The following is a 24,604-nucleotide window of genomic DNA, read 5'->3' on the forward strand; positions in this document are numbered from 1 at the left end:
TGGGCAAGCCTTACCGGTCGAGTTCCGGGAAATACGGGTCGGAGAAAAACCGCCGGTCGCGCTCGCCTTGCAGGCAGTCGATCGGTGCGTCGATGCGGATCGTCCTCGGATCCTCCTTGGGATACTCGACGCCGCTGACCTCGAGGATCAGTTTGCGGCGAGTGGCGGTGGCGAATTCGGAAACCGCATAGATTGGCAGGACGAACGAGCCCGGTCCGCCGGTGACGCATTCGGCATAATACCGGTCGAGATGGCTGAAGGTCGGTGACGGGCTGATCAGGATCGGCAACCCGTTGATGACGATGCCCTTCGCCAGCGCCGCATCGCGTGCCGTTGTGACCGGCAAGCCGGTGTTGTTTGGGCCATCGCCAGAGACGTCGATGACGCGGCGTTTGGCCACGAAGGCCGTGCCATCGAAAAGCTCGGCGCCGAAGGCCACGGCACCGGAAATCGAGGTGCCGCGGAAGCTCCTGAACGGGCGGGCCGCGATCTTGTCGGCGAAAGCGTTGGCGCTCTCCTTGCTGTCGATGACGTGCCAGGCAATGACCGCATCGTCGCGGATGGTGCCGGCCCATTCGAAATAGGCGATGGCGATGCGGCCGGAAGGGCCGGCACGCACGGCATTGATGAAGTCGGGATGGCGCAGCGCCGCGACATAGCCGGCGCGCTGCAGGGCAAACTCTCTTTCATCCATCGACTGCGAGATGTCGACGGCCAGCACCAGCTCGACGTCGACGGCAATGGCATTGGCGGGCGCGGCCACAGGTGCTGCCGGGGCGCAGGCAAGGCAGGCGAGCAGGGCGAGAGCGTCAAGCATGGCCGATCGGAACGTTCCCATCTGAAACGATCGCGATAGTTTTTCGCCGCGATCGCGGCGAAATAAAGCTTGGCTTCTATTTCTTTCGGCGGGCCGAGGCGATAACCGGGGGCGGTTCGATGGCGCCTGCCCTGACACGGGCCGGCTTGAGGGGCGGTTGGCCGGCATCCTTGACGATGGTCAACGCTCGCGGGAAGAAGCGGGTATTGTGCTGGCCGCGGCCGATATTGAGGATCGCGGCGTCGGGAAGGCGCTTGTCCAGCATCGACAGCACTTGCCTCAGCGTCGCGCCGTCGAACGCGTCCAGCGCCTCGTCGATGATCACCCATTTCGGCCGTCGCAAGGCGAGCCTGGCAAAGGCCAGCAGACGCTGCTCGTCGTCGCTGAGCTCACGCTCCCAGCGCGCCGAGTGATCGAGCGAGGACGACAGGCGTTGCAGCCCGACATCGGCCAGCACCTCCGAAATCTCGGCATCGCTCGCCTCCGCCGCGCCGTCTGAATGGTTGAGCACCTCGCGCAGCCTGCCGAGCGGGAAATAGGGAGTACGCGGAACGAAGATCGGCGCTTCTCCGGCCGGCATGCCGATCCGGCCGCTGCCCCATGGCCACAGACCGGCAATGGCGCGGAAGAAAAGCGTCTTGCCGGCGCCCGGATCTCCGGTGATCATGACGCGGTCGCCGGCGCGGATTTCGACATGCGGCTCGGCAAGCTTGGTGCATCCGTCCGGCGAGGCAATCTCGAGCTTCTCGAAGGTCAGGCTGCCGTCGGGATTTTCGCCGAACGAAATGCGCCTTTCCGTATCGTGCAGCGCGTCGGTGTCGCCAAGCGCGATGCGGAAGTCGGCGACCCGCATCAGCGTGGCGCGCCAATCGGCGATGCCGCCGATATTGTTGATGAACCAGCGCAGCGAGGAATGGACCTGATTGAAGGCGCCGACCGCCATCATCAAGCCGCCAAAGCTGATATCGCCGGCAAAATAGACCGGGGAAGCGACGAGGATCGGCGCGACGACAGTGATCCAGCCATAGGTGTCGGTAACCCAGGAAAGATTGATCTGGGCGCTGTAGATGCGCCGCATGGCGCCCAGCACCATGCCAAGGTCGAATTCGAGCCGGCGCCTGGCATCGGCCTCGCCATGCGCAAGCGCGATGGCATCGACATTCTCGTTGACGCGAACCACCGAGGAGCGCAGCTCCGCTTCACGCGTATAGCGATCGTTGTTGAAGCGGATCAGCGGCCGCCCGACCAGCCAGCTCAACCACGAAGCGGTGCCCGCATAGAGGATCGCCGCCCAGACCATGTAGCCGGGTATGGCCAGCGAATGGCCGCCTATGTGGAAGACGAAGCCGGAAGACAGCGACCACAAGACGCCGACGAACGAGGCAAGCAGGATGCAGGACTGCAGCAGGCCGATGCCGAGACCGGTCGAAAGGTCGGAGAGATGCCCGGCATCCTGCTGCAGGCGCTGGTCGGGATTGACGCCGATGGCGCCGGCATGGGTCAGCCGGAAGGCACGCGCCGGCCGCATCCATTCGCCGATCAGGTCGAGCGTCAGCGCCTCGCGCAGCTTCAGGCGAAGCATCTGGTCGAGCCAGGTCTGGCTGACATTGAGCACCACAAGCCCGCCGGCGATGCCGGCGAAGACCAGAAGCTGATGCAGGAAAGCCGGCATGTCGCGCCGCGCCAGCGCGTCGTAGAAAGGCTGGTTCCAGCGATTGAGCAGAACCTGCCCGATCGAGCTCGCCACGATGACGGCGACGATGCCGATCGCTGCCCAAAGCAATTGTTTTCGCACTGGCGAGGTGGTCAGCGCCAATTTGATTGTTGCCAGCTGCTCACGCAGGCTGCTGGCTTCGATCGACGTGGCAAGCTTCTGGGCGCTGGGCTCGACATCCGGATGATCAGCCATGAGTGGATCCTTGCATTCGGAAGCGGTGCTAAACCCCGGTGATAGGATCGACCGCATATGCCTTCAATCGGGCAGCGAACCCGTCCGCGACAGATAGGTGAGAAAAAGCCTGCGTCGGATCACGAACGCGTCATCCTGGCGACGCCGGACGTTCGGCCCCCGACAGCCGGCCAAGCGTCGGCGCACCATGCGGCGAGAGAACCGGCACGAAGACGCGGCGGGAGGCGCGCTGCGCCACCGGGACGCCCTGATAGAGCCGCTTCTGCGCCTCTACAACGATGACGCCCGAAAAGATCGGCCAGAAGCGCCGGCCGGCACGCTCCAGCACATTGTGGAACTGCATCATGAAACGTCGCGGCGACGGCGGAAAGAACAGCGCATCGGACCATGCCGCCGGCGTGAAATTCGCTTCGCGCAGCAATTCGGTCAGCTGGCCGCGCGAGAACGGCCGGCCATTGCCGAAAGGCGTATGCTCGAAGCGCGCCCAGACGCCTCGCCGGTTGGGCACGACGATGACGACACGGCCGGCCGGCGACAGCACCCGCCAGATCTCGTTCAGCGTCTCGCGCGGGTTCTCGACATGTTCGAGCGAATGGACGAGCAGCATGCGGTCGATGCAGGAATCGACCAGCGGCAGCTCCTCGTCGAAGACCAGGGCGGTCGCCGTCGGCCCCGTCGCCGGCCAGACCACCGCGCCCTGCGTCGCCGGCATGAAGGCAAAGACGCGCTCGGCATCGCTGCCGAAGCGCTCCAGCCATGGCAAGGTATAGCCGAGGCCGACCAGCCGCTCGTTGGGCACAACAGCCCATAGCGAGGACAGCGCCATGGTGATCGAGCGTTCGGCCAGGCGCCCGAGCGTGGTCGAATAGAAGGAACGGAGGTCGACAATATCTGAATGCATGGGCGGAACGGTAGCTTCGAAGCAGTCCAAGTTCAACAAAGGCAGATGACATCAGCTGGCAGGCGCCCTATGTCTGCGCCTGTAAACGGAGAGATATGATGCCGGTCGAGATCGAACAATTCATGTGCCGCAGCGACAATTTCGGCGTGCTGGTGCATGACCCCAAAAGCGGCCAGACGGCGCTCATCGACGCACCCGAAGAGGCGCCGATCCTGGCCGCCATCAAGCGCACCGGCTGGACGCCGACGATGATCCTGACCACCCACCACCATCTCGACCACGTCGAAGCCAATCTGGCGCTGAAGGAGCGTTTCAAGCTGCGCATCGTCGGGCCGGAAGCCGAAAAGGCAAAGATTCCCGGCATCGACGAAACCGTCGAGCAAGGCTCGGTCGTCCACCTCGGCGATGAGCGGATCGAGGTCATCGCCACACCCGGCCACACCGCAGGCCATGTCACCTATCACCTGCCGGCGTCAAAAGTGGCATTCGCCGCCGATACACTGTTTGCGCTCGGCTGTGGGCGGCTGCTCGAATGCAAGCCGCCGGTGATGTACGAATCCCTGAAAAAGCTCGCAGCGCTGCCGGCCGAGACGGTCGTCTATTGCGGACATGAGTATACGCTGGCCAACGCCCGTTTCGCGCTGACCGTCGACCCGACCAATTCGGCGCTGAAAGAGCGTGCCGCCAAGATCGAGGCGCTGCGCGCCGACGGCAAGCCGACGCTGCCGACGACGATCGGCGAGGAACTGTCGACCAATCCGTTCCTGCGCTGGCACGATCCGGCGATCCGCAGGCATCTCGGCCTGGAAAAGGCCTCCGACGCCGAAGTGTTCGCCGAGATCCGCAAGCGCAAGGACAATTTCTGAGCGGCACCAGGAGCTAGGGCATGACCAGTTCCGCCGAAATCATCGCCCTGCTCGGCCTGAAGCCGCATCCGGAAGGCGGCTGGTATGCCGAAACCTTTCGCGACGGCGCGGCAGGCACGCGCGGCCATTCGACGGCGATCTATTTCCTTCTGGAGAAGGACCAATTGTCGGCCTGGCACCGGGTCAAGGACGCGGCCGAGGTTTGGCACTTCTATGACGGTGCGCCGCTGGCGCTGTCGATACATCGAGAAGGCGGTCCCGTCATCGAGGAGATCCTTGGCACGGCGCTTGCCGCAGGCGAGCGGCCGCAGATCGTCGTGCCGGCAGGCTGGTGGCAGTCGGCACGCAGCCTCGGCGAATGGACGCTGGTCGGCTGCACCGTGGCGCCGGGCTTCGATTTCGCCGCCTTCGAATTGGCCGAACCAGGCTGGCTGCCGGGCACGCCGTAGTGGTGAAGACCTGACGCTTGGTACCCAACGACAACAGCCGCTCAGGATGGAAAGCCGTCGTTCAGGTTGTCGCAAGAGTCACTCTCGAACCTCCGAAATTTTGCAACGGAAACTACCCTTGATATTCAGGGGGCGACCAATATGTCCCAACACTTAGGATTTCTGCGAAACTACCCGACGATGATCACTTGGCCGGTGATGGCCCCTTCCACGCTCTTCGCATAGGCGAGCCCCACCCGTTTCGACGAAACGGGCTCGTGACCGGGGAACCACTCGCCATATCTCGGCACGGACACGTCCAGAAGTCCGGGACTCACAACATTGATGCGAAGACCGCGCGGCATCGATCGCCGCACCAAGGACAAAACCGCCGAGCGCGCCGTTCGCTGTTGCCGCCCCTGTTCCCATCCGAATGGGATCGCGGTCGAGCACTCCGCTAGTCAGTGTGAACGAGCCGCCATCGCTGACAGTGGCCAACCCTGCCAACACCAGATTGACCTGGCCCATGACCTTATGGCGCAGGCCAAGCATGAACGTCTCTTCGGTGTACTTGCCAAGCGGCCCGAAATGGACATTGCCTGCGGTAGAGATGACGGCATCCACTTTGCCACATTTGGCGTACATGGCATCGAGCGATGCGCGGTCAGCCATATCAACCTGAAAGTCGCCACTAGAGCGGCTGGCCTTGATGATCGCGTGGCGGGAACCCAACTCGTCGCAAACCGCTTTGCCGATGTCACCTTCCGCGCCGACGACAATAATTCTCATGATATTTCTTCTGCCATCTCGTCATATCGTTTGAGCTTGTAGGCAAGGAGTTCGGCGCAGCCATCCAACGCAGCTCGCCGCTTGTCCAGATGCGCTGCGTGATCAAGAAGAACCGCTTTCCGTTCGGGCAGAGTCTCGCTGCCCCGCTGATAAAGCCGCGCAAAGTATCGCATCTGCTCCATGGGCATACCTGTCTCGCGCAGCGAGGACAGGAGTATTAGCCATTCGACATTCTCTGCCGAGAAGTCCCGCCTCCCGTCACGTCCTCGCCTGACCTTCGGAAGCAAACCCAATTTTTCATAATAGCGGATAGTGTCGATACTCAGTCCGCTTGTAGCTGCCGCCTCCGAAATGCGCATGTGTCGCCTACCCTGCCGATTGTGCGCTAGGCTACCAAGCTGGAGCAGCTCTAGGTCAAGCGAGAATTTTTACCCTCTGATCTGACGACCTCGAGGATTGCGCCACAAAGGCTTGCCCATGGGCACCAAGCGTCGGATCTTTCGCCGTTTGCAGGCCGGCATCATCTGAATATCGACATGCCTAGCCTAAAACGAAACCCAGGGTGATCGCCAGCTGGCCGGCGTAATACAGCGCCCAGACCGCATGGCGCATCCAGGCACGGTGCGGCGAGATGGCGGGCAGCAGGAACTTTTCCGCGGCAAGCAGCCCGTCGGACAATATGAGCAGGGCGACGCCACCGATGACCCAGGCACTACTCAGGGTAAGCGCGCCAATGCCCATGGCGAGGATTGCCGCCACACGAAGGCCTATCGGCAGGCGCAGTGCCGGGCCGACGCGGCGCCGGAGCGCGAAAACCATCGCCAGCGCCAACACGACCATCGCCAGCACGATCGCTGCCCGCCACGGCTCGGCCAAAAGCAGCCCGAGGCCGCCGCCGGCACGCAGGAACAGCACGACGTAAAGCACATGCGCGGCAAGAAAACTGGCCGCGCCGCCAAGAAATGCCTTCTCGCCGTCGCGCGACAGGAAGGCGTCGCCGACGGCGCTGACGCCCAGTGCGGCGACGAGCAGCCATGGGCCGCTCTGCTGCACGACCAGCACCGCCAGCATCGCCACCGCCAATGTCCTTGCCGCCGACCGCGAAAGACGCGGCGGCATGCCGAGGCTGAACGCATAGATCACCGCCGCCGCCAATGAAAACAGCAGCGTCGCATTGGCATTGGCATCGATGCCGCCGGGAAACGGCATCAAGCGTTTGCCTCGCTCGTGGCCCTCTTGCGCAGCAACAGCGATTTCGCCGCCAGTGCCGCGCCGCCGGTGATCAGCACGCAGGCGGCGAGGATGCGCCATGACGGCTCGGCGAAGCCGGCGGCGATCAGCACCAGTGTCGACAGCAGCGGCGCGGCGTAGCTTGCCGCCCCCAGCACCTGGATGTTGCCGCGCTTGACACCGATGTCCCAGGCATAGAACGCCGCCCCTACCGGCATCAGACCGAGGCCGAGCACGGCCAGCCACTGGCCGGCGCCGTTGGGCAGCACCGTTTCTTCCAGCAACAGATGGCAGACGAGCGAAAGTGCCGCCGTGGCGGCGCAGAACCAGGTGACGATGCTGGTCGGCACCGACGGGAAGCGCCGCGATAACAGCGAATAGGACGACCACAACACGGCACAGACGGCGGCCATCGCATAGCCGAAGGCATAACGTGCATCGAAGGCAAGTCCGCCGCCCTTGGTGACGATCAGGACCGTGCCGGCAAGGCCGAGCAGCGCGCCGACGATATGGTTCCAGGCCAGCCGCTCGCCAGGCATCAGCGCCGATCCCAGCACGATCAGCAGCGGCCACAGATAGGCGATAAGGCTGGCCTCGACGGCCGGCGCATTGCGCAGCGCGGTGAAGTAGAAGAAGTGGTAGCCGAACAGGCCGGCAATGCCGATCACCCAGACTTTGCGTGGTATTTTGACTTGGCGCGGTATCTTCGCGGCGCCATCGGCTGCCGGCATGAACAGCCGGGCAACCAGGCCGACGCAGGTGCCGATCGTAAAGGTGATTGCCGAAAGCAGGAACGGCGGCACCGAACCCGAAGCATCCGTAAACAGCGCCAGCAGCGCCCACATGGCGACCGCGGAGAAGCCGATCAGTGTTGCGCGCGCCATACCCGTCGCCCCGTGGCCCATTGGCGGCGCACCATCACGCCTATTCGTCTGCTTCGAACCGCTCCGCGCTGACCGTCAACGGGCCGATTTGCGTGCTGACCGTGGCGCGGATCGGCGCATATACGCCGCTTTGGCCGACCGGTGCAAACGTCACCATGATGCGGCTGCGTTTCTTCAGGTAGTTCAGCGCCTTGCGGTTCTTGCGGTAGCCGGCCACCGGCTCGAAACCCAGCCTGCAGGTGACCGTATCGCCCTCGTAGCCGGCCACCGAGATCGACCCTTTCGACTCGTAGGTCAGTTTCAGATCGGCACGCATTTCGCCGTCATAGAGCTTCACCGTGCGCCCGCAGACCTGGTCGAGGCTGTCGGCATGGATGACGGTCGCGGCCATCGGATCGAGGACGGATACGAGATCGCTGCCGACCAGCGGTATCCAATTCTCGGGATTGCGCTTCTTTGGCTCAGGCACGACCTTGGTCGAGGTGACCACGCCGTTGGCAAACTGGATGTCGATCATCGACGCCTTCTTGCCGGACGTGTAGTCGGCGCGAAACGCCTGCGGCTGCAACTGCTTGCCCGAAATCTTGCCCTTCGATGAGATCGTGCCTCGCGTATCGTCGAACAATGTGGCGAGCCCGGCGCTGGAGACGCTGCCCTCGATCGAATAGGTGTCGCCCTCGTAATGGCTGGAGAATTTCGCCTTGGCCACGGAAAGGCCGAGGAACGACACCGAATACTCGCCCGTGAAGGATTGCGGCTCGGCGGCCGAAACCGTCGTCGACAGCGCGACGGCGAACAGCACGACCAGGGCATGGAGGAAAGAACGAGGCATGGCGGGTCCTTGATTGTCGACCGGAGACGGGCGATCTGGCATGTCCCTGTGTGACCGCTTATAGGCTGAATTCCGGCCTTAATGTGAAGGCGGCGTCGGCAGGGAACGCTGGGCTGGTCGGTGGGAGGTGACGGAAGCCAGAAATGAAAAACCCGCCTCGGCGGGCGGGTCGTCGGCGCGAATCAGCACCATACCCAAATTAGTAGCATAGCTGCCGGCACAAAGCAAGAACAAAATGTGGCGCTCGATGAATTTGTCGATCTCCCCCTTGCGGAGGAGATGCCCGGCAGGGCAGAGGGGGTGGGAAGGATCGCCAAGATCCAGCTTATCCTCCCAGTGCCGAGAGTTTTGGCTGCAACGGAGCTAAGTCGGAGGGACAGCACCCCCTCTGGCCTGCCGGCCATCTCCCCCGCAAGCGGGGAGATCGGCAGCTTCGCCACTGGTGCTCATCTCTTGAAGGTGCAATTCCCTCTCCCGAACCAACCCCAAGCTTGACGCATCGGCGAAATGCAACTATGGAACGCCAACTTTTTCCATAAGGCCGCCTGACCGAAACCGCGCGCCACCCGGCGCGGGTCGAATGTTTGGCCAGGACCGAGAACCGAAGGTTAGTATCATGTCCCGCACCTGCGAACTCACTGCCAAGGCAGTCATGTCCGGCAACAATGTGAGCCACGCCAACAACAAGACCAAGCGTCGCTTCCTGCCCAATCTCGTCAATGTGACGCTGATCTCTGAAGCGCTGAACCAGAATGTGCGCCTGCGCATTTCGGCCAACGCGCTGCGTTCGGTCGAGCATCGCGGCGGCCTCGATGCCTTCCTGGCCAAGGCCGATGCCAAGCAATTGTCGCAGCGCGCCCGCCTGTTGAAGAAGCAGATCGCCAAGAAGCTCGCCGAACAGCCGGCCGCCTGAATTTTTCGGCGGCAGCCGCCTTCCAGGGCGTGATCCGAACTCCGGATCGCGTTCCGCTGGTTCCATTACCCAGGATAAAAAAATGATTTTCCTCTCGCGATACCTGCCCTTCGTGGCCGCCATGGCGCTCGTCGTCGTGGCCTCGAACATCCTCGTGCAGTTTCCGATGCAGGGCGCAATCGGCGGGTTGTCGCTGGCCGACATCCTGACCTGGGGCGCCTTCACCTATCCGTTCTCCTTCCTGGTCACCGATCTCGCCAATCGCCGCTACGGCCCGGCGGTGGCGCGCAGGATCGTCTTTGTCGGGTTCATGACAGCGGTGGTCTGCTCGATCGTCATCCCGCCCTTGCTGTTTCGCCACGGCCTGATCGAATTCGAGACCGCCGCCGACCGGCTGGTGCGTATTGCCGCGGCGTCGGGTGCGGCCTTCCTCACCGCGCAATTGCTCGACGTCACCGTGTTCAACCGACTGCGCCGGCAGAGCTGGTGGCGCGCGCCGATCGTCGGCACGCTGGTCGGCTCCGTTTTCGATACGGTGGTGTTTTTCACCGTCGCCTTCGCGGCGGCTTTCGCCTTCGCCGGGCCGAACGATGGCTTTGCGCTGGAGACCGCACCGCTCATGGGCATGCTGCCAGTCGAGACGATGCGCTGGATATCCTGGGCGCTCGGCGATCTCAGCGTCAAGCTGATCATAGCGGTGGTAGCGCTGATCCCTTACCGGCTGCTTGCCGCCCGCTGGAGCCAGCCGGCACTGGCGGCATAGAGCATGATCCCGAACCGAAGGTCCGCGTTAGCGAAAAGTGGGAACCGGTTTTCGGACAAGATCATGCTCAAAGACTATCGAGCATGATCCCCTGGCTTCAACTGGACTCGGCAAAAACGCCTGACGGCGGACAGCAGCTTCGCCTGAAACGGCGCGGCGGCGAATTCTCGATCATGCTTGGCGCCAATGAGCTGATGAATAATCGGCTCAGCGGTTCCGAAGAGGCGCTGGCCAAACTGTCCTGTCAAAGGATTGCCGGCCGCGGGAATTCAAGCATCCTGATCGGCGGCCTCGGCATGGGCTTTACCTTGCGCGCGGCGCTGGCCGAGCTCGGCGACGATGCGCAGGTCACCGTTGCTGAACTGGTGCCGGCAGTCGTGACGTGGGCGCGCGGCCCGATGGCCGAGGTTTTCGACGGTTGCCTTGACGACCGGCGCGTCGGCATTCGCGAGGCCGATGTCGGGCAGCTCATTCGATCGCAAGCTTCGGCCTGGGACGCGATCCTGCTCGACGTCGACAACGGCCCCGAAGGCATCGTCTACAAGGGCAACGACGCGCTCTACAGCGCAGCCGGCCTGAACAGCGCGAGAGCAGCTCTCAAGCCCGGCGGTGTGCTGGCGGTCTGGTCGCAGGGCCCTGACGCAGGCTTCACCCGGCGGCTCAAGCAGGCGAGCTTCACGGTCGAGGAGGTCAAGGTGCGGGCTCACGGCAAGCGCGGCGCCCGTCACGTCATCTGGCTCGCGAGCAAAGGGCAATAGGCCCCTCGCAATCCGGGCGGGCCTTGTTGGACGCCGCCCGGTACGCCGACGAACCTCTACTTCGCCTTCTGAAGCTCGGCGGCAAGTGCCTGCAACAGCCCGCGCGTGCCCTCCTCGCGCCCTTGCGCTGAATCGACACCATCGAAGAAGGCACCCTGTTCGGTATAGGTCAGGCGGGTGCCGTCGCCGGAAGGTGCAAGCTCGACCGTGGTGAGCGACGCCGACAGCGGCTGCGACCCGACCGCCATCCGGTAGGAAAATACGATGCGTCGGTCAGGGACGATGTCCTGGAACTGCGCATCGAGCCTGATTTCCGGGCCGCCCTGATAGCTGAACCGCGAAACCTCGCCGCCGCCGACACGGAAATCGAAGGTGAATTCGGCGATGGTGAAGCCGTCGCCGTCGACGCGCCAGCGCCGCACCGTCGCCTCGTCGGAAATGGCGAAGAAGACGCGCTCGGGCGATTGCGGATAGGTCCGCTCGATCGTGAAGGTCGAATGGATGACGGAGTGGTCGTTCACGGGCGCAATCTGGTTCATTTCTCTTCGTCCCTTTCCTGGTCGTGGAGTGTTGCGTTCGGTTGGTCAGTCTCCGCCAGAATCTGGCCGAGACGGTCGAGGTGGCGTTCGGCCGGCGTGCGGCGCGCGGCGATCCAGTCGGCGAGCGGGGCGAGCCCGCCGGGCTCGATCCGGCAGGTGCGCACGCGTCCGATTTTTTCGCTGCGGATCAGCCCGCACGCTTCCAGCGCCTGGAGATGCTGGAGCACCGCGGCGAAGGTCATGCCGAACGGCTCCGCCAGCTGGCTGACGGTGGCCGGCCCGCGGCCCAGCCTTTCCAGGATTGCCCGCCGCGTCGGCTCGGCAAGAGCCCGCAGGATGCTGTCGATCTCGGAATAGTTAAGCATGGACTTGAGTATTTCGCCGATGACACAAATTGTCAAGCCACAACTAAAGTATTTTTGCAGATGGTGAGAGCCGGTTGGAAACCCGCGACGCGGGTCATTGCGAGGGGAAATCGCCATGGGAAATTGCATGCGCTGCGAAACGGCGCGGAAATGCCAGCATCGCCAACAGCCGATCAATGGCCGATCGCGCGTCAATCCTCGTGCAGGATGAATTCCAGATAGAGGTTGCGCTGCAGGATCGAGTGGTTGTCGTCGGACATCAGCGACACGATCAGCGCGCCGTCGTCGCGGGTCCAGACGTCGAGCGCTTCCATGTTGTCGATCTGGTAATCCATGTCGGCTTCAAGCAGCACCGGCCCGTCGGCGACGGCGCCCTTCTCGACGCTTTCGCCATAGAGGCGCCGCAGCCGCATCTTGACGCCGCCGGCCATCGAAAAACTGCGCTCCAGAAGCAACAGGTCGCCATCCGGCAGGAAGGCGCCGTCGGTGATGTCGAAGTCGCCATTGCGCTTGACGGTGAAGACGCCCTTATGCGGCCCTTCGATGATCGCCGCGAAGATGTTACCGGCCTTGTCGAGGCTCTTTTCCGACACCACGACCAGCCCGCCCGCGTGCTGTCCGTAAGGATGGGCGCGGGCGACGGTCTCAAAGCCGCGATTGCGGCGAAGTTCCCAGGCCGGGATCAGGAAGTCCAATTGCTTGAACGGCGCCTTCATGTCGTCCGGATCGATCTTGAACTCTGCGATACGGTGATCGCGCTCGAAGCCGACCGTGGCGATGCCGTCCTGGACCGCGAGGCCTTCGGCATCGACCGCCCATTTCAGGTCGATGGCCTGGCCGGCCGCATCGACCATCTGCTGCATGCGAAAATTCTGAATGCCGGAAGGCCGCTTGTCGGCATCGTGGACAAGGGTGCCGAAGAACCAGAAGCCGGTATCGGCGACGCCGATGAAATCGCTGCCCGGCTTGAGGAACCGAAGCGCCGACAGCGCGCCGAAATCGCGCGTCGGCGAGGTCATTTCGAGCCCGCCGACGAATTCGAGCGGCCCGAACTGTTTGTCCGGCCGGCCGATATGGAATTCGCTGATCGGCCGTGCCGAGATTTCGGCCGGCTCGACCGGGGCCGGCCCGGCAGCGACAGCCGGCGCCAAACTGATGCCTGACAACGCAATGGCGGCCAAAAGCGTCTGCCAAAGGCCGCCGCGGGAAAAAATCATCCGGCGCGCCGCATGCCGCCGCGCCGCGTGTCGCGCACGGTTTCCTCGGCGAACAGCGAGGCCAGCTGCTCGGTCATGGCGCCGGCCAGTTCTTCGGCATCGACGATGGTGACGGCGCGGCGATAGTAGCGGGTGACGTCGTGGCCGATGCCGATGGCCAAAAGCTCGACCGGCGAGCGCGTCTCGATGAGCTCGATGATGGCGCGCAGATGCCGCTCGAGATAATTGCCCGGATTGACCGACAGCGTTGAATCGTCGACCGGCGCGCCGTCCGAGATCATCATCAGGATCTTGCGCTGCTCCGGCCGCGCGATCAGCCGGTTGTGCGCCCAAAGCAGCGCCTCGCCGTCGATGTTTTCCTTGAGCAGGCCCTCGCGCATCATCAGGCCGAGATTGCGGCGCGCCCGCCGCCACGGATGGTCGGCGGATTTATAGATGATGTGGCGCAGATCGTTGAGCCGGCCGGGGTTCGGCGGCTTGCCTTCCTTCAGCCATTTCTCACGCGCCTGCCCGCCCTTCCAGGCGCGGGTGGTGAAGCCGAGGATTTCGACTGAGACGCCGCAGCGTTCCAGCGTGCGCGCCAGGATGTCGGCGCAGGTCGCCGCGACCGTGATCGGCCGGCCGCGCATCGAACCCGAATTGTCGAGCACCAGCGACACCACCGTGTCGCGGAATTTGGTATCACGCTCCTGCTTGAAGGACAGCGGCTGCATCGGGTCGATGACGACGCGCACCAGCCGTGCCGGATCGAGATAACCTTCTTCGAGGTCGAAATCCCAGGAGCGGTTCTGCTGCGCCATCAGGCGGCGCTGCAACCGGTTGGCCAGCCGCCCGACGACACCGGACAGGTTGGCGAGCTGCTTGTCGAGGAAGGCGCGCAGCCGGTCGAGCTCCTCCTCCTCGCACAGTTCCTCCGCGCCTACGGTCTCGTCGAAGGCCGTGGTGAAGACCTTGTAGTCGATCTCTTTCGGCAGATTGGTGAAGGGATTGTCGTTGCGGCGCGCCTCGCCGGGCGTCTCCGCGTCGGCGTCGTCATCGTCGGAAAGGTCGTCGGCAGTGGCGTCGGAGGCCTCGGTCTCGGCCGATTGCTCGTCGTCGGACGATGCCTCGGTATCTTCGGACTGCGACTGCTCGGAGCCGGAATCGTCTTCGCCGCCCTCCTCGCTCTGCTCCTCGCCTTGCGGCTGGTTTTCGTCGTTGTCCTCCGAGTCTTCCGTCTCCTGGTCGTCGCCGAGTTCCTCGGCCATTTCCATGGAGGCGAGCATCTCGCGCACGACGCGGGCAAAGGCCTGCTGGTCGTCGAGCTTTGCCGACAGCCCGTCGAGGTCGGCGCTGGCCTTTTCCTCGACCCAAGGCCGCCAGAGATCGACCAGCCGTTCGCCGCTCTTCGGCACAGTGCGGCCGGTCAGCTTTTCGCGCACCATCAGCGCCAGCGCCTCCTCGATCGGCGCGTCGGCCTTGTCCTTGACGTCGACGAGGTTGGCCCGGGCGTATTTGTCTTCGAGCATCGAGCCGATATTGTCGGCAACGCCCTGCATGGCGCGGCTGCCGATCGCCTCGACCCGGGCCTGCTCGACCGCGTCATAGATGGCGCGGGCCTGCTTGCCTTCTGGCGCCAGCCTGGTGTGGATGCGCGCATCATGGCAGGCGCGCTTCAGCGCCATGGAATCGCCGAGCCCCCGGGTGATGGCGATATCGGCTTTCGATGCCTTCTTCGGCAGTTCGGGCAGCCGGGCGCGGCTGCCGGCCAGCGCCGGCCGGTCCTTGGCGAAGCCGACTTCGAGGTCCTTGTCGCCGGCGATGGCGCGCATGCAGACGGTAACCGCGCGCTTGAAGCTGTCGTTCTCAGCGCCGGTCTTGGATTTGTTTCGCGTGTTGTCGCCCGGACCCGCCATCGAGACTCTGCTTAGCCCAGCACCACATTGGCAGCCGATTCCGGCAGATCTTCGCCGAAGGCGCGCTGGTAGAACTCGGCGACCAGCGAGCGTTCCAGCTCGTCGCATTTGTTGAGGAAGGTCAGCCGGAACGCCATGCCGATATTGCCGAAGATCTCGGCATTCTCGGCCCAGGTGATGACCGTGCGCGGGCTCATCACCGTCGACAAATCGCCGTTGATGAAGGCCGAGCGCGTCATGTCGGCGACGCGCACCATCTTGTTGACGATCTCCTTGCCCTTGCCGTCGCGATAGTGTTTGGCCTTGGCCAGCACGATGTTCACCTCATTGTCGTGCGGCAAATAGTTCAGCGTGGTGACGATCGACCAGCGGTCCATCTGCGCCTGGTTGATCTGCTGGGTGCCGTGATAGAGGCCGGTGGTGTCGCCCAGCCCAACCGTGTTGGCGGTCGAAAACAGCCGGAAGGCCGGATGCGGGCGGATGACCCGGCTCTGGTCGAGCAGCGTCAACCGGCCCGACGATTCCAGCACGCGCTGGATGACGAACATCACGTCCGGCCGCCCGGCATCGTATTCGTCGAAGCACAGCGCGACATTGTGCTGGTAGGCCCAAGGCAGGATGCCGTCGCGGAATTCGGTGATCTGCAGCCCGTCCTTGACGACGATGGCGTCCTTGCCGACGAGGTCGATACGGCTGACATGGCTGTCGAGGTTGACGCGCACGCAGGGCCAGTTGAGGCGGGCGGCGACCTGCTCGATATGCGTCGATTTGCCGGTGCCGTGATAGCCCGACACCATGACCCGGCGGTTGTAGGCAAAGCCGGCGAGGATCGCCATGGTCGTGTTCTTGTCGAACAGATAGTCCGGGTCGATGTCGGGCACATGCTCGCTCGTCACCGAATAGGCCGGCACCACCATCTTGGAGTCGAAGCCGAATGTCTCCTTCACCGACACCGTGGTGTCGGGCAGGTTGGCGATGTCGCGATCGACCTTGTTCATCTCTATCAACGTCTCCACAAGCGAAACGCCGCGTTTCGCTGGCAATCGATTTTGTTCGGGGGCGGTCTTAGAGCCTTTTCCAACCTTATGAAAGTTGGAAAGCGACACGAACCGTAAGGTCGCTCAGCACAAACCTGCCTGCTTGAGCACGCGATAGGCCTGGAGCACATCGCGGAACCGGTCTTCCGAACCTCTGTCGCCGCCATTCGCATCCGGATGGTGGCGTTTCACAAGTTCCTTATAGCGCGCCTTGATATCCTTGCCAGTCGCCTTTGTATCAAGGCCAAGCGTTTCCAGTGCCTTGGCCTCAAGCGGCTTGGCCTTGCGCTCGCGTGCTTCGCGCGGGTCCTTCGGGCCTTTGAACAGATCGAACGGATCGCGCATGCGGTTGTAGTAGCCGGCGCGACCGGAGCGCGCCTGGGCGAAGTCGGGCGAGGAGCGTGTCGAAGCACCGTTGACGCCCATTTTCCAGGTCGGCCGGTGGCCGGTCATGGCCTCCTTCTGGAAGCGGGCAATCTCGGTGTCGGGAACGCCCGAGAAATAATTGAAGCCCTTATTGTACTCGCGCACATGATCGAAGCAGAACTGGAAGTACTCGCCTTCCTTCATGCGTCCGACCGGGGCGCGGTGGGTGCCGGCCTCCTTGCAGCCATCCCACTGGCAGATCGGCGAGCGCGACTTCAGCTCCGCGTCCTTCTCCGGGCGGATGCGAATCTTTTCGAAATATTTTGGGTACGGCTTCATCTCACCCATTTATGGGCTGTTCGCTGATGCGAAACAAGAATTGACATTTTCGCGATGATCGCCCTAACCGCTGAATCGCGGCATAAAACCGGCGAACGGCGAATTTTGTGCGATGACATAGATGTGGTGAAGGGAAGCGGCGATGTCCATACAGGCAACGATGGAAGACAAGCTGAAAAAGGCGTTTTCGCCGGAACGGCTGGCCGTCATCAACGAAAGCCATCTCCATGCCGGCCATCATCATCTGGATTCCGGCCATCACGCCACCTTCGACGGCACCGGCGAGACGCATTTCCGCGTCCGCATCGTCGCGCCCGCCTTTGCCGGCATGAGCCGCGTCGAACGCCACCGCGCCGTCAACGCATTGCTGGCCGAGGAATTGAAATCCGGCGTCCATGCCCTGGCGATCGAGCCGGCGGCGCCCGGCGAAAAGACCCGCTGGTAACTCAGGCGAGGCTCGCCCTCAGGAAAGCCATCACCGCGGCGGTCAACGCATCGCCTTCGGTGCCGAAGTCGCGATTGATCGACATGTGCGAATAGGCGCTGCCATCGAACAGCGTGACCCTGGTTCCGGTGGCGCCCAGACGCCCGGCAAAGGCCTGCGCGTCCGCCGCGCGGGTTTTCGCCCGCGAATAGGCGATGAACGTCGGCGGATGCTTGCGGCCGTCGACATAGGTGACCGGCGACAGCGCCCGCCACTGCGCCGGATCGGGAAAGGCGCGGGCATAGACCCCTGCCATGCCGCCGCTCCTGGCCAACGCCTCCAGATCGTAGGCCCTGGTATCGTCGAGGACCAGCGCCGCGACGCCGGGCAGGCCGCCGCGCAGGCCGGTCAGCGCGACGAGATGGCAGCCGGCCGAATGGCCCATCGCGACGATCCGGTCCGGATCGCCGCCATGGCTGGCGATGTTGGCGCGGACGTAGCGATACGCCAGTTCGACATCGGCGGCCTGGGTGGCGACGTCGGCTTCAGGCAGCATCCGGTAGTCGATCGAGACGAAGCAGAAGCCATTGTCGAGCAGGAATTGCGGCTTGGAGTTGACGTTGTTGCGGTTGCCGACCCGCCAGGCGCCGCCATGGACGAAAAAGACGACCGGCAGGCCGCTTGCGCCATCGCGGGAATAAATGTCGAGCTTGGCCGGCCCATAGTCGAAGGTTTCGGGTGATGGCGGACGCAGCTGCAATGCCGCTGCAGCCTGACCCGGCAGCAGCGCCGCCATCGACACCAGAAGCAGGGTTCGCCGATCGATTGTCATAGACTCCTGACTGCCCACGGCTGCCATAAGGCGTGCACTGTCATTCGCCAAGCATCGCCGGCTTGATCCTCAGCCGCGCGATCCGATTCTTGTCGCGTTTCATGACGACGAAGCGCTTGCCGTGAAACGTAAAGGCCTGCTTTTCGTCCGGAATCGACTGCGCCTCGTGGATGACAAGGCCGGCAATGGTGGTGGCTTCCTCGTCCGGCAGGTTCCAGTCGAGCGCCCGGTTGAGGTCGCGGATCGACACCGTGCCGTCGACGACGACGGAGCCGTCGGCTTCCTGCTTGACGCCCTGGATGTCGATGTCGTGCTCGTCGGCGATCTCGCCGACGATCTCCTCGATGATGTCCTCCAGCGTCACCAGTCCCTCGACCTCGCCATATTCGTCGACGACGATGGCGAAATGCGCCTTGCGGCGCAGGAAGGCGTTGAGCTGCTCCTGCAGCGTCGTGGTGTCGGGCACGAACCACGGCCGCGACGCGATCTTCATCACGTCGATCCTGGAGAAATCATTGCCGACCTCGTTCAGCGCGCGCAGCAGGTCCTTCGCGTGCAGCACGCCGACGATGTTGTCGAGCGAGCCCTTCCACAGCGGCATGCGGGTATGCGGGCTCTGCAGGATCTCGCGCACCACCGCTTCCGGCGGGTCGTCGGCGTTGACCGAGCGCATATTGGTGCGGTGGACCATCACGTCCGACACTTCGAGCTCCTCAAGGTCGAACAGGCCGCCAATGCGGGCACGATCCTCGCGCACCACCTGGCCGTCGCGGCGGAAATCGTCGACGGCGCCACGCAATTCCTCATGCGTCGAGCGCTGCGGCTCGATACGCTGCAACTCGTAGCCGAAGGCGGCGAACAGGTGCCGACGCAAGACGAAGCCCAGCAGGCCGAGGCCGGCAAGCGCAGCAGCCGCGATCCAGCCGGCCTGGCTCATCCCGGATGGTTCTCCCCGAGGAACGCCAGCACTTCCGAGGCCGGCACATCCCTGGCGATGAAGGCCTGACCGATGCCGCGCGTCAGGATGAAGGTCAGCGCGCCGCGCGACACCTTTTTGTCCTGGGTGATGAAGGAGAACAGCTTTTCGGCGTCAGGCAATTCGCCTGGAATGTCGGCCATGCACCACGGCAGGCCGACGACGCGAAGGTGCGCCTCGACGCGCGCCGCATCGTCGGGGCTCGCCAAATTGAGCCTTGAAGAAAAACGGTGCGCCAGCGCCATGCCGATGGCAACGCCCTCGCCATGCACCAGCCGCGTGCCGTCATAGCCGGTCGCCGCCTCGAGCGCGTGACCGAAGGTGTGGCCGAGATTGAGCAGCGCACGGTCGCCGGTCTCGAATTCGTCGCGTGCAACGACGTCGGCCTTGGCGCGACAGGCCTCGGCAATCGCTTTTGCCCGCTCCGGCCCGCCGGCAAACACGCGAGACCAGTTTTCCTCCAGCCAGGCGAAGAACTCCGGCCGGTCGATCAGCCCGTATTTGGCCAGTTCGGCATAGCCGGCGCGAAACTCGCGGATCGGCAGCGTGTCGAGCACTTCGGTGTCGGCCAGTACCAGCCTCGGCTGGTGAAACACCCCGACCAGGTTCTTGCCGCGCTTGCTGTTGATGCCGGTCTTGCCGCCGACGGAGGAATCGACCTGCGCCAGCAGCGAGGTCGGGATTTGCACGAAGTTCATGCCGCGCCGCGCGATGCCGGCGGCAAAGCCGGCGAGGTCGCCGATGACGCCGCCGCCGAGCGCGACGACGACATCGCCACGCTCCAGCTTGGCGGCCAGCACGCCGTCGACCACCTCTTCCAGGTGCGCAAAGCTCTTGGTCTTTTCGCCGGGCGGCAGCGTGATGACTGCATGTTGGATGCCACCGCTTGCCAGGCCGGCCGCAAGCGTTGCGAGATGCGCGCTAGCGACGTTTTCGTCGGTGACGACCGCCGCCCTTGTGCCCGGCAGACGGCGCGCAATTTCGGCGCCGGCGCGTGACAGCAGGCCGGGGCCGATCAAAATGTCGTAGGTACGCTCGCCAAGCCCGACTTCGACAGAGACCGTTGCATCAGCGCTCACGACCGCACCTCGTCGATGTCGGCAACGCCGAGATGGCCGCGCAGCGCGTCCACCACTTCGGCGGCAATGATCTCCTTGCGGTCGTCGCGGGTCGGCACGATGACATCGGCCGCGGCGTAAACCGGGTAGCGTTCCGCCATCAGCCGCTCCAGCACCCCCCGGGGATCGGCGCTTTTCAGCAGCGGCCGGTTCTGCTTCTTGGAAACGCGCTCCATCAACAGGTCGATCTCGGCCTTCAGCCAGACCGAAACGCCATGGCTGGCGATCGCCTCGCGCGTCTGCGCATTCATGAAGGCGCCGCCGCCGGTCGACAGCACCTGGGGCCCGTGCTCCAGCACGCGCAGGATGACGCGCTGCTCCAGTGCCCGGAACTCCGCCTCGCCATAGCGCTCGAACAGGTCCGGGACGCTCATGCGCGAAACACTTTCGATCTCCTGGTCGCTGTCGATAAAGGGTAGCGCCAGCATCGCCGCCACCTTGCGGCCGATCGCCGTCTTGCCGGCGCCCATCAGCCCGACAAAGACGATGGAACGGTCGCCCAGCCGGCCGAGCAGCGCGGCATGGCTCTTGCCCGGAGGGTTTGCTGGTAACGCGTTCATGTTTCTAGGGCCTCTTTGCCGGCGTATCGACATCAAAAGCCTGTTTGCGTCAAGCGCGGCGCGCCCGGGACCTGTTATTGGCTTCACCCTTGAATTGGTGGGATTGGCGTCTCATAAGGGCACAGGGTTGGAAATGCAGAACAAGACGACGGGCGAAAATTAATGCCGACACTGTTTCGCTTTGTCGTGACGCTCGTGATTCTGGCCGGCATTGTCTACGGCGCGATGTTCGCCCTGGTCATGTTCGTCGAGCCGAGAAAGGCGGAAATGAGCGTGCGTATCCCTCCGGAAAAGCTCAATCCCAAAAAATGAACAGCGCCGCCCGCATCGAAGCCTTTCTCGAGATGATGAGCGCCGAGCGCGGCGCTGCCGAAAACACGCTTTCCTCCTATCGCCGCGACCTCGAGGACGCTTCCGCCGGGATCGGCGGCGGGCTCGCCGCTGCCACCAGCACCGACATCCGTGCCTATCTCGACGACATCGCCGCGCGCGGCTTTGCCGCCACCTCGCAGGCGCGCAAATTGTCGGCAATCCGTCAGTTCTTCAAGTTCCTCTACGCCGAAGGCCTGCGCGGCGACGATCCGACCGGCACGCTGGACAGCCCGAAGAAAGGCCGGCCGCTGCCGAAGACGATGAGCGAGGCCGATACCGGCCGGCTGCTCGACCGCGCCACGCAGGAGGCGATCGACCCCTCGCTCAACGACGACGACAGCCTGGCGGCGCTGCGCCTGCACGCACTGGTCGAGGTCCTCTACGCCACCGGCCTGCGGGTTTCGGAGTTGGTCAGCCTGCCGGTGACGGTGGCGCAGCGCGACGACCGCTTCTTCATGGTGCGCGGCAAGGGCAACAAGGAACGCATGGTGCCGCTGTCGGCCAAGGCGCGCACGGCGATGCGGACCTGGCTTGCCGCACGGGCGGCGGTGCCGGCTCTTGCCGACAGCCCGTTCCTGTTTCCGGCCGCCTCCGAAAACGGCTATCTCTCGAGACAGGTCTTTGCCCGCGAGCTGAAAGGGCTTGCCGCGCGAGCCGGCATTGCCGCGGCGAAGATATCGCCGCATGTGCTGCGCCATGCTTTCGCCAGCCATCTGCTGCAGAACGGCGCCGATCTCAGGGCCGTGCAGCAGCTGCTCGGCCATGCCGATATTTCAACGACGCAGATCTACACCCATGTACTGGAGGAGCGGCTGGTGCGTCTGGTCAACGATCATCATCCGCTTGCCGACTAGGCGTCATGTCGCTATGTGAGAACGACGTTCCACCGCGCCCAGCCTGCATTTTCGGGCTTGCGTCAGTCATTGCCTTCCGACCTGCCGGTTCGCCCAAGAATGTACAATTACCTCGATTTCGAAAAGCCTGTGCAGGATCTCGAAGGCAAGATCCTCGAGCTGAAGAAGCTTGCCGAGAACGGTGAGGCGGTCGACGTCGGCGATGAGATCGCCCGTCTCGAGAAGCGCTCACGCGATGCGCTGCGCGACGCCTATAAGGCGCTAACGCCATGGCAGAAGGTGCAGGTGGCGCGCCATCCGGACAGGCCGCATTGCATCGACTACATCAAGGGCCTGCTTACCGATTTTACGCCGCTCGCCGGCGACCGCAATTTCGGCGAGGACCAGGCGATCGTCGGCGGCTTCGCCCGCTTCCGTGGCGAGCCGGTGGCGATCATCGGCCAGGAAAAAGGTTCCGACACGGCAAGCCGGCTGAAGCATAATTTCGGCTCGGTGCGGCCGGAGGGCTACCGCAAGGCGGTACGGCTGATGGAACTCGCCGACCGCTTCCAAATCCCGCTGCTGACGCTGGTCGACACTGCCGGCGCCTATCCCGGCGTCAACGCCGAAGAGCGCGGCCAGGCGGAAGCCATCGCCCGCTCGACCTCAGCCTGCCTTGGCCTGAAGGTGCCGTCGATCTCGGTGGTGATCGGCGAAGGCGGCTCCGGCGGCGCCATAGCGATCGCCACCGCCAACCGCGTCTACATGCTCGAACACGCCATCTATTCGGTGATCTCGCCGGAGGGCGCCGCCTCGATCCTGTGGCGCGACACCACCCGGTCCAGGGATGCTGCGACCAACATGAAGATCACGGCGCAGGATCTGCTGGAGCTGAAGATCATCGACGCCATCGTCGCCGAACCGCTCGGCGGTGCCCATCGCGCCCCCGAAACGGTGATTGCCGCCACCGGCGACCTCATCGCCAGGACGATGAAGGAATTTTCCGGCGCCAACACCGACTTCCGCGAGCATCGCCGCGAGAAATACCTGGCGATGGGCCGCAATCTGTAGCCAACGCAGGTGCGCGGCCTGAAATGTGACGGCGTGGAGCAATTTCGCCACAAAAATGCCGCTGCGTTCGTCACAGTGAGCTTGCCGTAGGGGACGCGCCAATTTCGTTTGGGGCAAGAGGGCTGCTTGGCGCAAGGTCGCTTGCGGTAAGGAATTTTCAAGGTTAACGGGCTTAAGGTCCGTCAGTGGTCAGTTTAGCAGCCGCGGCATCCGCGGCGCAGAGATGAAGACGATAGCCATATCCATGTTTGCCAAGCTTGCCCGCACCGGAGTTCTGATCGCTGCGATCGGCGTCGCCGGCTGCAATGATGCTTCGATGAAGGATTTTGCACCGCAGGCCAACAAGCCGCTGCCGGACAAGATCCTGGCCGAGATGAGGGCCAAGGGCATGGTCCGCACCTCTTCGGTGATGGCCCGCATCTTCAAGGAAGAAGGCAAGCTCGAAATCTGGAAGGCCAAGACCAACGGCCGCTACGACCTGGTCGCCAGCTACGACATCTGCAAATGGTCGGGCAAGCTCGGGCCGAAGTTCACCGAAGGCGACCGCCAAGCGCCGGAAGGCTTTTACACGGTCCGCCCGGCGCAGATGAACCCGCGGTCGAATTATCACCTGTCCTTCAACATCGGCTACCCGAACGCCTATGACCGCGCCAATGGCCGCACTGGTTCCAACCTGATGGTCCATGGCGCCTGCTCGTCGTCGGGCTGCTATTCGATGACCGACGCGCAGATCGAGCAGATCTACGCTTTCGGTCGTGACGCCTTCCAGGGCGGCCAGACCGAGTTCCAGATCCAGGCTTTTCCGTTCCGCATGACTGCAGCCAACATGGCGCGCTACCGCAACGACCCGAACTACGAATTCTGGAAGATGCTGAAGGTCGGCTACGACAATTTCGAAGTCACCAAGGTGCCGCCGAAAGTCGACGTCTGCGAGAAGCGCTACGTCTTCAACCAGGTTGCGGCCGACGGCTCGACCTTTAATCCGACCGGCGCTTGCCCTGCGACCACCCAGCCCGATTCACTGAAGAGCGCCATCAACGCCTATCAAAGCACCTATGAGGCGGCCTTCAACGGCGCCGTCAAGGCCAGCGTGCCGGCACCCAAGCCGACCATCGCCGGGATCAAGGAAGCCAGCATCGTTTCCGACTGGTCGAAACGGCGTGCCCGCGGCGAACGCGTGCCGATCGAGCCGCCGTCGCTCAACCCAGACGGCACGGTGACCGAGACGGCGCGCATGGGCCGCGTCGATTCGCCGGCCGGCCGCAAGATGGCGGCACTCGACGCCGAAAAGGCCGCCAAGCAGAAGGCCGAGGAACAAAGGCTAGCCGCCATTGAAGCGGCCAAGGCCGCCAAAGAGGCAGCCAAGGCGCAGGCGCTGGCCGAGAAGGAAGCGGCCAAGGCGCAGGCACTGGCTGAAAAGGAAGCTGCCAAGACCGCCGCCGAGATGCCTGTCGTCACCGCCACTGTAGCGCCATCGGAGGCCGCCCCGGCAGTCGAAACGCAGGCTGCGGACGCCGAAAGCACGGCGACAAGGTTGAAGAAAAAGCTGCTCGGCATGTTTGGCGGCTGA

General features: G+C 63.8%; 28 protein-coding genes. 10 read left to right on the forward strand and 18 right to left on the reverse strand.

Going from position 1 to position 24,604, the window contains the following annotated elements:
- Positions 1-10: 10 nt before the first annotated feature.
- The 3 genes from NKI01_RS18820 to NKI01_RS18830 form a co-directional block, all read right to left on the reverse strand.
- Positions 11-817 carry a DUF1194 domain-containing protein gene (locus tag NKI01_RS18820; protein WP_352591157.1) on the reverse strand — a complete coding sequence of 269 codons (807 nt, stop codon included), beginning with the start codon at positions 815-817 and terminating at the stop codon, positions 11-13.
- Positions 818-893: 76 nt separating this feature from the next.
- The gene (locus NKI01_RS18825; protein ID WP_352964188.1) at positions 894-2,726 is read right to left on the reverse strand and encodes an ABC transporter ATP-binding protein/permease; all 1,833 of its coding nucleotides are present in this window, start codon (positions 2,724-2,726) and stop codon (positions 894-896) included.
- 130 nt (positions 2,727-2,856) lie between these two features.
- Positions 2,857-3,627: a class I SAM-dependent methyltransferase gene (locus NKI01_RS18830; RefSeq protein ID WP_352483498.1), complete on the reverse strand. Its 771-nt coding sequence runs from the start codon at positions 3,625-3,627 to the stop codon at positions 2,857-2,859.
- 98 nt (positions 3,628-3,725) lie between these two features.
- Between NKI01_RS18830 and gloB the strand changes: the two genes are divergently transcribed.
- Both gloB and NKI01_RS18840 read left to right on the forward strand, forming a co-directional pair.
- On the forward strand, positions 3,726-4,493 hold the full coding sequence (gloB, locus tag NKI01_RS18835) for a hydroxyacylglutathione hydrolase (RefSeq protein WP_023721117.1): 768 nt from the start codon (positions 3,726-3,728) through the stop codon (positions 4,491-4,493).
- A gap of 20 nt (positions 4,494-4,513) precedes the next feature.
- Positions 4,514-4,942, forward strand: a complete 429-nt coding sequence (locus tag NKI01_RS18840; RefSeq protein WP_352483497.1) for a cupin domain-containing protein — start codon at positions 4,514-4,516, stop codon at positions 4,940-4,942.
- A gap of 153 nt (positions 4,943-5,095) precedes the next feature.
- On the opposite strand, the gene NKI01_RS18845 is transcribed toward NKI01_RS18840, so the two are convergent.
- The 5 genes from NKI01_RS18845 to NKI01_RS18865 all read right to left on the reverse strand — a co-directional run bounded on the left by NKI01_RS18845 (position 5,096) and on the right by NKI01_RS18865 (position 8,656).
- Positions 5,096-5,710, reverse strand: coding sequence for a short chain dehydrogenase (locus NKI01_RS18845; RefSeq protein ID WP_352964193.1), 615 nt, complete (start codon positions 5,708-5,710; stop codon positions 5,096-5,098).
- The gene (locus tag NKI01_RS18850) at positions 5,707-6,069 is read right to left on the reverse strand and encodes a MerR family transcriptional regulator (RefSeq protein WP_352964196.1); all 363 of its coding nucleotides are present in this window, start codon (positions 6,067-6,069) and stop codon (positions 5,707-5,709) included. The genes NKI01_RS18845 and NKI01_RS18850 overlap by 4 nt, the downstream gene beginning before the upstream one ends.
- Positions 6,070-6,250: 181 nt before the next feature.
- Positions 6,251-6,919: a lysoplasmalogenase family protein gene (locus NKI01_RS18855; protein WP_352495628.1), complete on the reverse strand. Its 669-nt coding sequence runs from the start codon at positions 6,917-6,919 to the stop codon at positions 6,251-6,253.
- Positions 6,919-7,824 carry an aromatic amino acid exporter YddG gene (gene yddG, locus NKI01_RS18860; protein WP_352495629.1) on the reverse strand — a complete coding sequence of 302 codons (906 nt, stop codon included), beginning with the start codon at positions 7,822-7,824 and terminating at the stop codon, positions 6,919-6,921. Before yddG ends, NKI01_RS18855 begins: the two co-directional genes overlap by 1 nt.
- Before the next feature lie 40 nt (positions 7,825-7,864).
- Positions 7,865-8,656 (reverse strand): DUF3108 domain-containing protein, encoded by a 792-nt coding sequence (locus tag NKI01_RS18865; protein WP_352495630.1) that lies wholly within the window; start codon positions 8,654-8,656, stop codon positions 7,865-7,867.
- 616 nt (positions 8,657-9,272) lie between these two features.
- On the opposite strand from NKI01_RS18865, the gene rpmB reads away from it, so the two are divergent.
- The 3 genes from rpmB to NKI01_RS18880 all read left to right on the forward strand — a co-directional run bounded on the left by rpmB (position 9,273) and on the right by NKI01_RS18880 (position 11,090).
- A complete protein-coding gene (rpmB, locus tag NKI01_RS18870) occupies positions 9,273-9,569 on the forward strand; it encodes a 50S ribosomal protein L28 (RefSeq protein WP_023721124.1) in 297 nt (98 codons plus the stop codon).
- Positions 9,570-9,651: 82 nt separating this feature from the next.
- Complete coding sequence (locus NKI01_RS18875) at positions 9,652-10,332, forward strand: queuosine precursor transporter (protein WP_023721125.1); 681 nt, start codon at positions 9,652-9,654, stop codon at positions 10,330-10,332.
- 83 nt (positions 10,333-10,415) lie between these two features.
- On the forward strand, positions 10,416-11,090 hold the full coding sequence (locus NKI01_RS18880) for a spermidine synthase (RefSeq protein WP_352964199.1): 675 nt from the start codon (positions 10,416-10,418) through the stop codon (positions 11,088-11,090).
- 56 nt (positions 11,091-11,146) lie between these two features.
- Here the strand turns inward: NKI01_RS18880 and NKI01_RS18885 are convergent, their stop codons facing one another.
- The 6 genes from NKI01_RS18885 to NKI01_RS18910 all read right to left on the reverse strand — a co-directional run bounded on the left by NKI01_RS18885 (position 11,147) and on the right by NKI01_RS18910 (position 16,857).
- Entirely contained in the window at positions 11,147-11,629 is a 483-nt protein-coding gene (locus NKI01_RS18885) for an SRPBCC family protein (protein WP_352964202.1), read from the reverse strand.
- Complete coding sequence (locus tag NKI01_RS18890; RefSeq protein WP_352964238.1) at positions 11,626-11,994, reverse strand: ArsR/SmtB family transcription factor; 369 nt, start codon at positions 11,992-11,994, stop codon at positions 11,626-11,628. The genes NKI01_RS18885 and NKI01_RS18890 overlap by 4 nt, the downstream gene beginning before the upstream one ends.
- A gap of 191 nt (positions 11,995-12,185) precedes the next feature.
- A complete protein-coding gene (locus NKI01_RS18895) occupies positions 12,186-13,211 on the reverse strand; it encodes an esterase-like activity of phytase family protein (RefSeq protein ID WP_352964205.1) in 1,026 nt (341 codons plus the stop codon).
- Positions 13,208-15,106 (reverse strand): cobaltochelatase subunit CobT, encoded by a 1,899-nt coding sequence (gene cobT / locus NKI01_RS18900; protein ID WP_023721130.1) that lies wholly within the window; start codon positions 15,104-15,106, stop codon positions 13,208-13,210. Before cobT ends, NKI01_RS18895 begins: the two co-directional genes overlap by 4 nt.
- Before the next feature lie 11 nt (positions 15,107-15,117).
- Positions 15,118-16,104 (reverse strand): cobaltochelatase subunit CobS, encoded by a 987-nt coding sequence (cobS, locus tag NKI01_RS18905; RefSeq protein ID WP_023721131.1) that lies wholly within the window; start codon positions 16,102-16,104, stop codon positions 15,118-15,120.
- 123 nt (positions 16,105-16,227) lie between these two features.
- A complete protein-coding gene (locus NKI01_RS18910; protein ID WP_036238769.1) occupies positions 16,228-16,857 on the reverse strand; it encodes a J domain-containing protein in 630 nt (209 codons plus the stop codon).
- A 133-nt stretch (positions 16,858-16,990) separates the two neighbouring features.
- Between NKI01_RS18910 and NKI01_RS18915 the strand changes: the two genes are divergently transcribed.
- Positions 16,991-17,293 (forward strand): BolA family protein, encoded by a 303-nt coding sequence (locus NKI01_RS18915; protein ID WP_023721132.1) that lies wholly within the window; start codon positions 16,991-16,993, stop codon positions 17,291-17,293.
- Between the two features lies 1 nt (position 17,294).
- Here the strand turns inward: NKI01_RS18915 and NKI01_RS18920 are convergent, their stop codons facing one another.
- The 4 genes from NKI01_RS18920 to NKI01_RS18935 are packed head-to-tail and all read right to left on the reverse strand — an operon-like array spanning position 17,295 to position 20,758.
- Positions 17,295-18,104 (reverse strand): alpha/beta hydrolase, encoded by an 810-nt coding sequence (locus NKI01_RS18920; protein WP_352964208.1) that lies wholly within the window; start codon positions 18,102-18,104, stop codon positions 17,295-17,297.
- A 40-nt stretch (positions 18,105-18,144) separates the two neighbouring features.
- A complete protein-coding gene (locus tag NKI01_RS18925) occupies positions 18,145-19,041 on the reverse strand; it encodes an HlyC/CorC family transporter (protein ID WP_023721135.1) in 897 nt (298 codons plus the stop codon).
- Positions 19,038-20,159 (reverse strand): 3-dehydroquinate synthase, encoded by a 1,122-nt coding sequence (gene aroB, locus NKI01_RS18930; RefSeq protein WP_352483487.1) that lies wholly within the window; start codon positions 20,157-20,159, stop codon positions 19,038-19,040. The genes NKI01_RS18925 and aroB overlap by 4 nt, the downstream gene beginning before the upstream one ends.
- Complete coding sequence (locus tag NKI01_RS18935; RefSeq protein ID WP_352495632.1) at positions 20,156-20,758, reverse strand: shikimate kinase; 603 nt, start codon at positions 20,756-20,758, stop codon at positions 20,156-20,158. Before NKI01_RS18935 ends, aroB begins: the two co-directional genes overlap by 4 nt.
- Positions 20,759-20,920: 162 nt before the next feature.
- Between NKI01_RS18935 and NKI01_RS18940 the strand changes: the two genes are divergently transcribed.
- The 4 genes from NKI01_RS18940 to NKI01_RS18955 all read left to right on the forward strand — a co-directional run bounded on the left by NKI01_RS18940 (position 20,921) and on the right by NKI01_RS18955 (position 24,604).
- Complete coding sequence (locus tag NKI01_RS18940; RefSeq protein ID WP_023721139.1) at positions 20,921-21,070, forward strand: hypothetical protein; 150 nt, start codon at positions 20,921-20,923, stop codon at positions 21,068-21,070.
- Positions 21,067-21,984 (forward strand): site-specific tyrosine recombinase XerD, encoded by a 918-nt coding sequence (locus NKI01_RS18945; RefSeq protein WP_352495633.1) that lies wholly within the window; start codon positions 21,067-21,069, stop codon positions 21,982-21,984. The genes NKI01_RS18940 and NKI01_RS18945 overlap by 4 nt, the downstream gene beginning before the upstream one ends.
- 99 nt (positions 21,985-22,083) lie before the next feature.
- Complete coding sequence (locus NKI01_RS18950) at positions 22,084-23,034, forward strand: acetyl-CoA carboxylase carboxyltransferase subunit alpha (protein WP_023721141.1); 951 nt, start codon at positions 22,084-22,086, stop codon at positions 23,032-23,034.
- Between the two features lie 244 nt (positions 23,035-23,278).
- Entirely contained in the window at positions 23,279-24,604 is a 1,326-nt protein-coding gene (locus NKI01_RS18955; RefSeq protein ID WP_352964240.1) for a L,D-transpeptidase family protein, read from the forward strand.

The sequence above is a fragment of the Mesorhizobium sp. M0815 genome (genome assembly GCF_040319995.1).
In the GTDB taxonomy this organism is placed as follows: domain Bacteria; phylum Pseudomonadota; class Alphaproteobacteria; order Rhizobiales; family Rhizobiaceae; genus Mesorhizobium.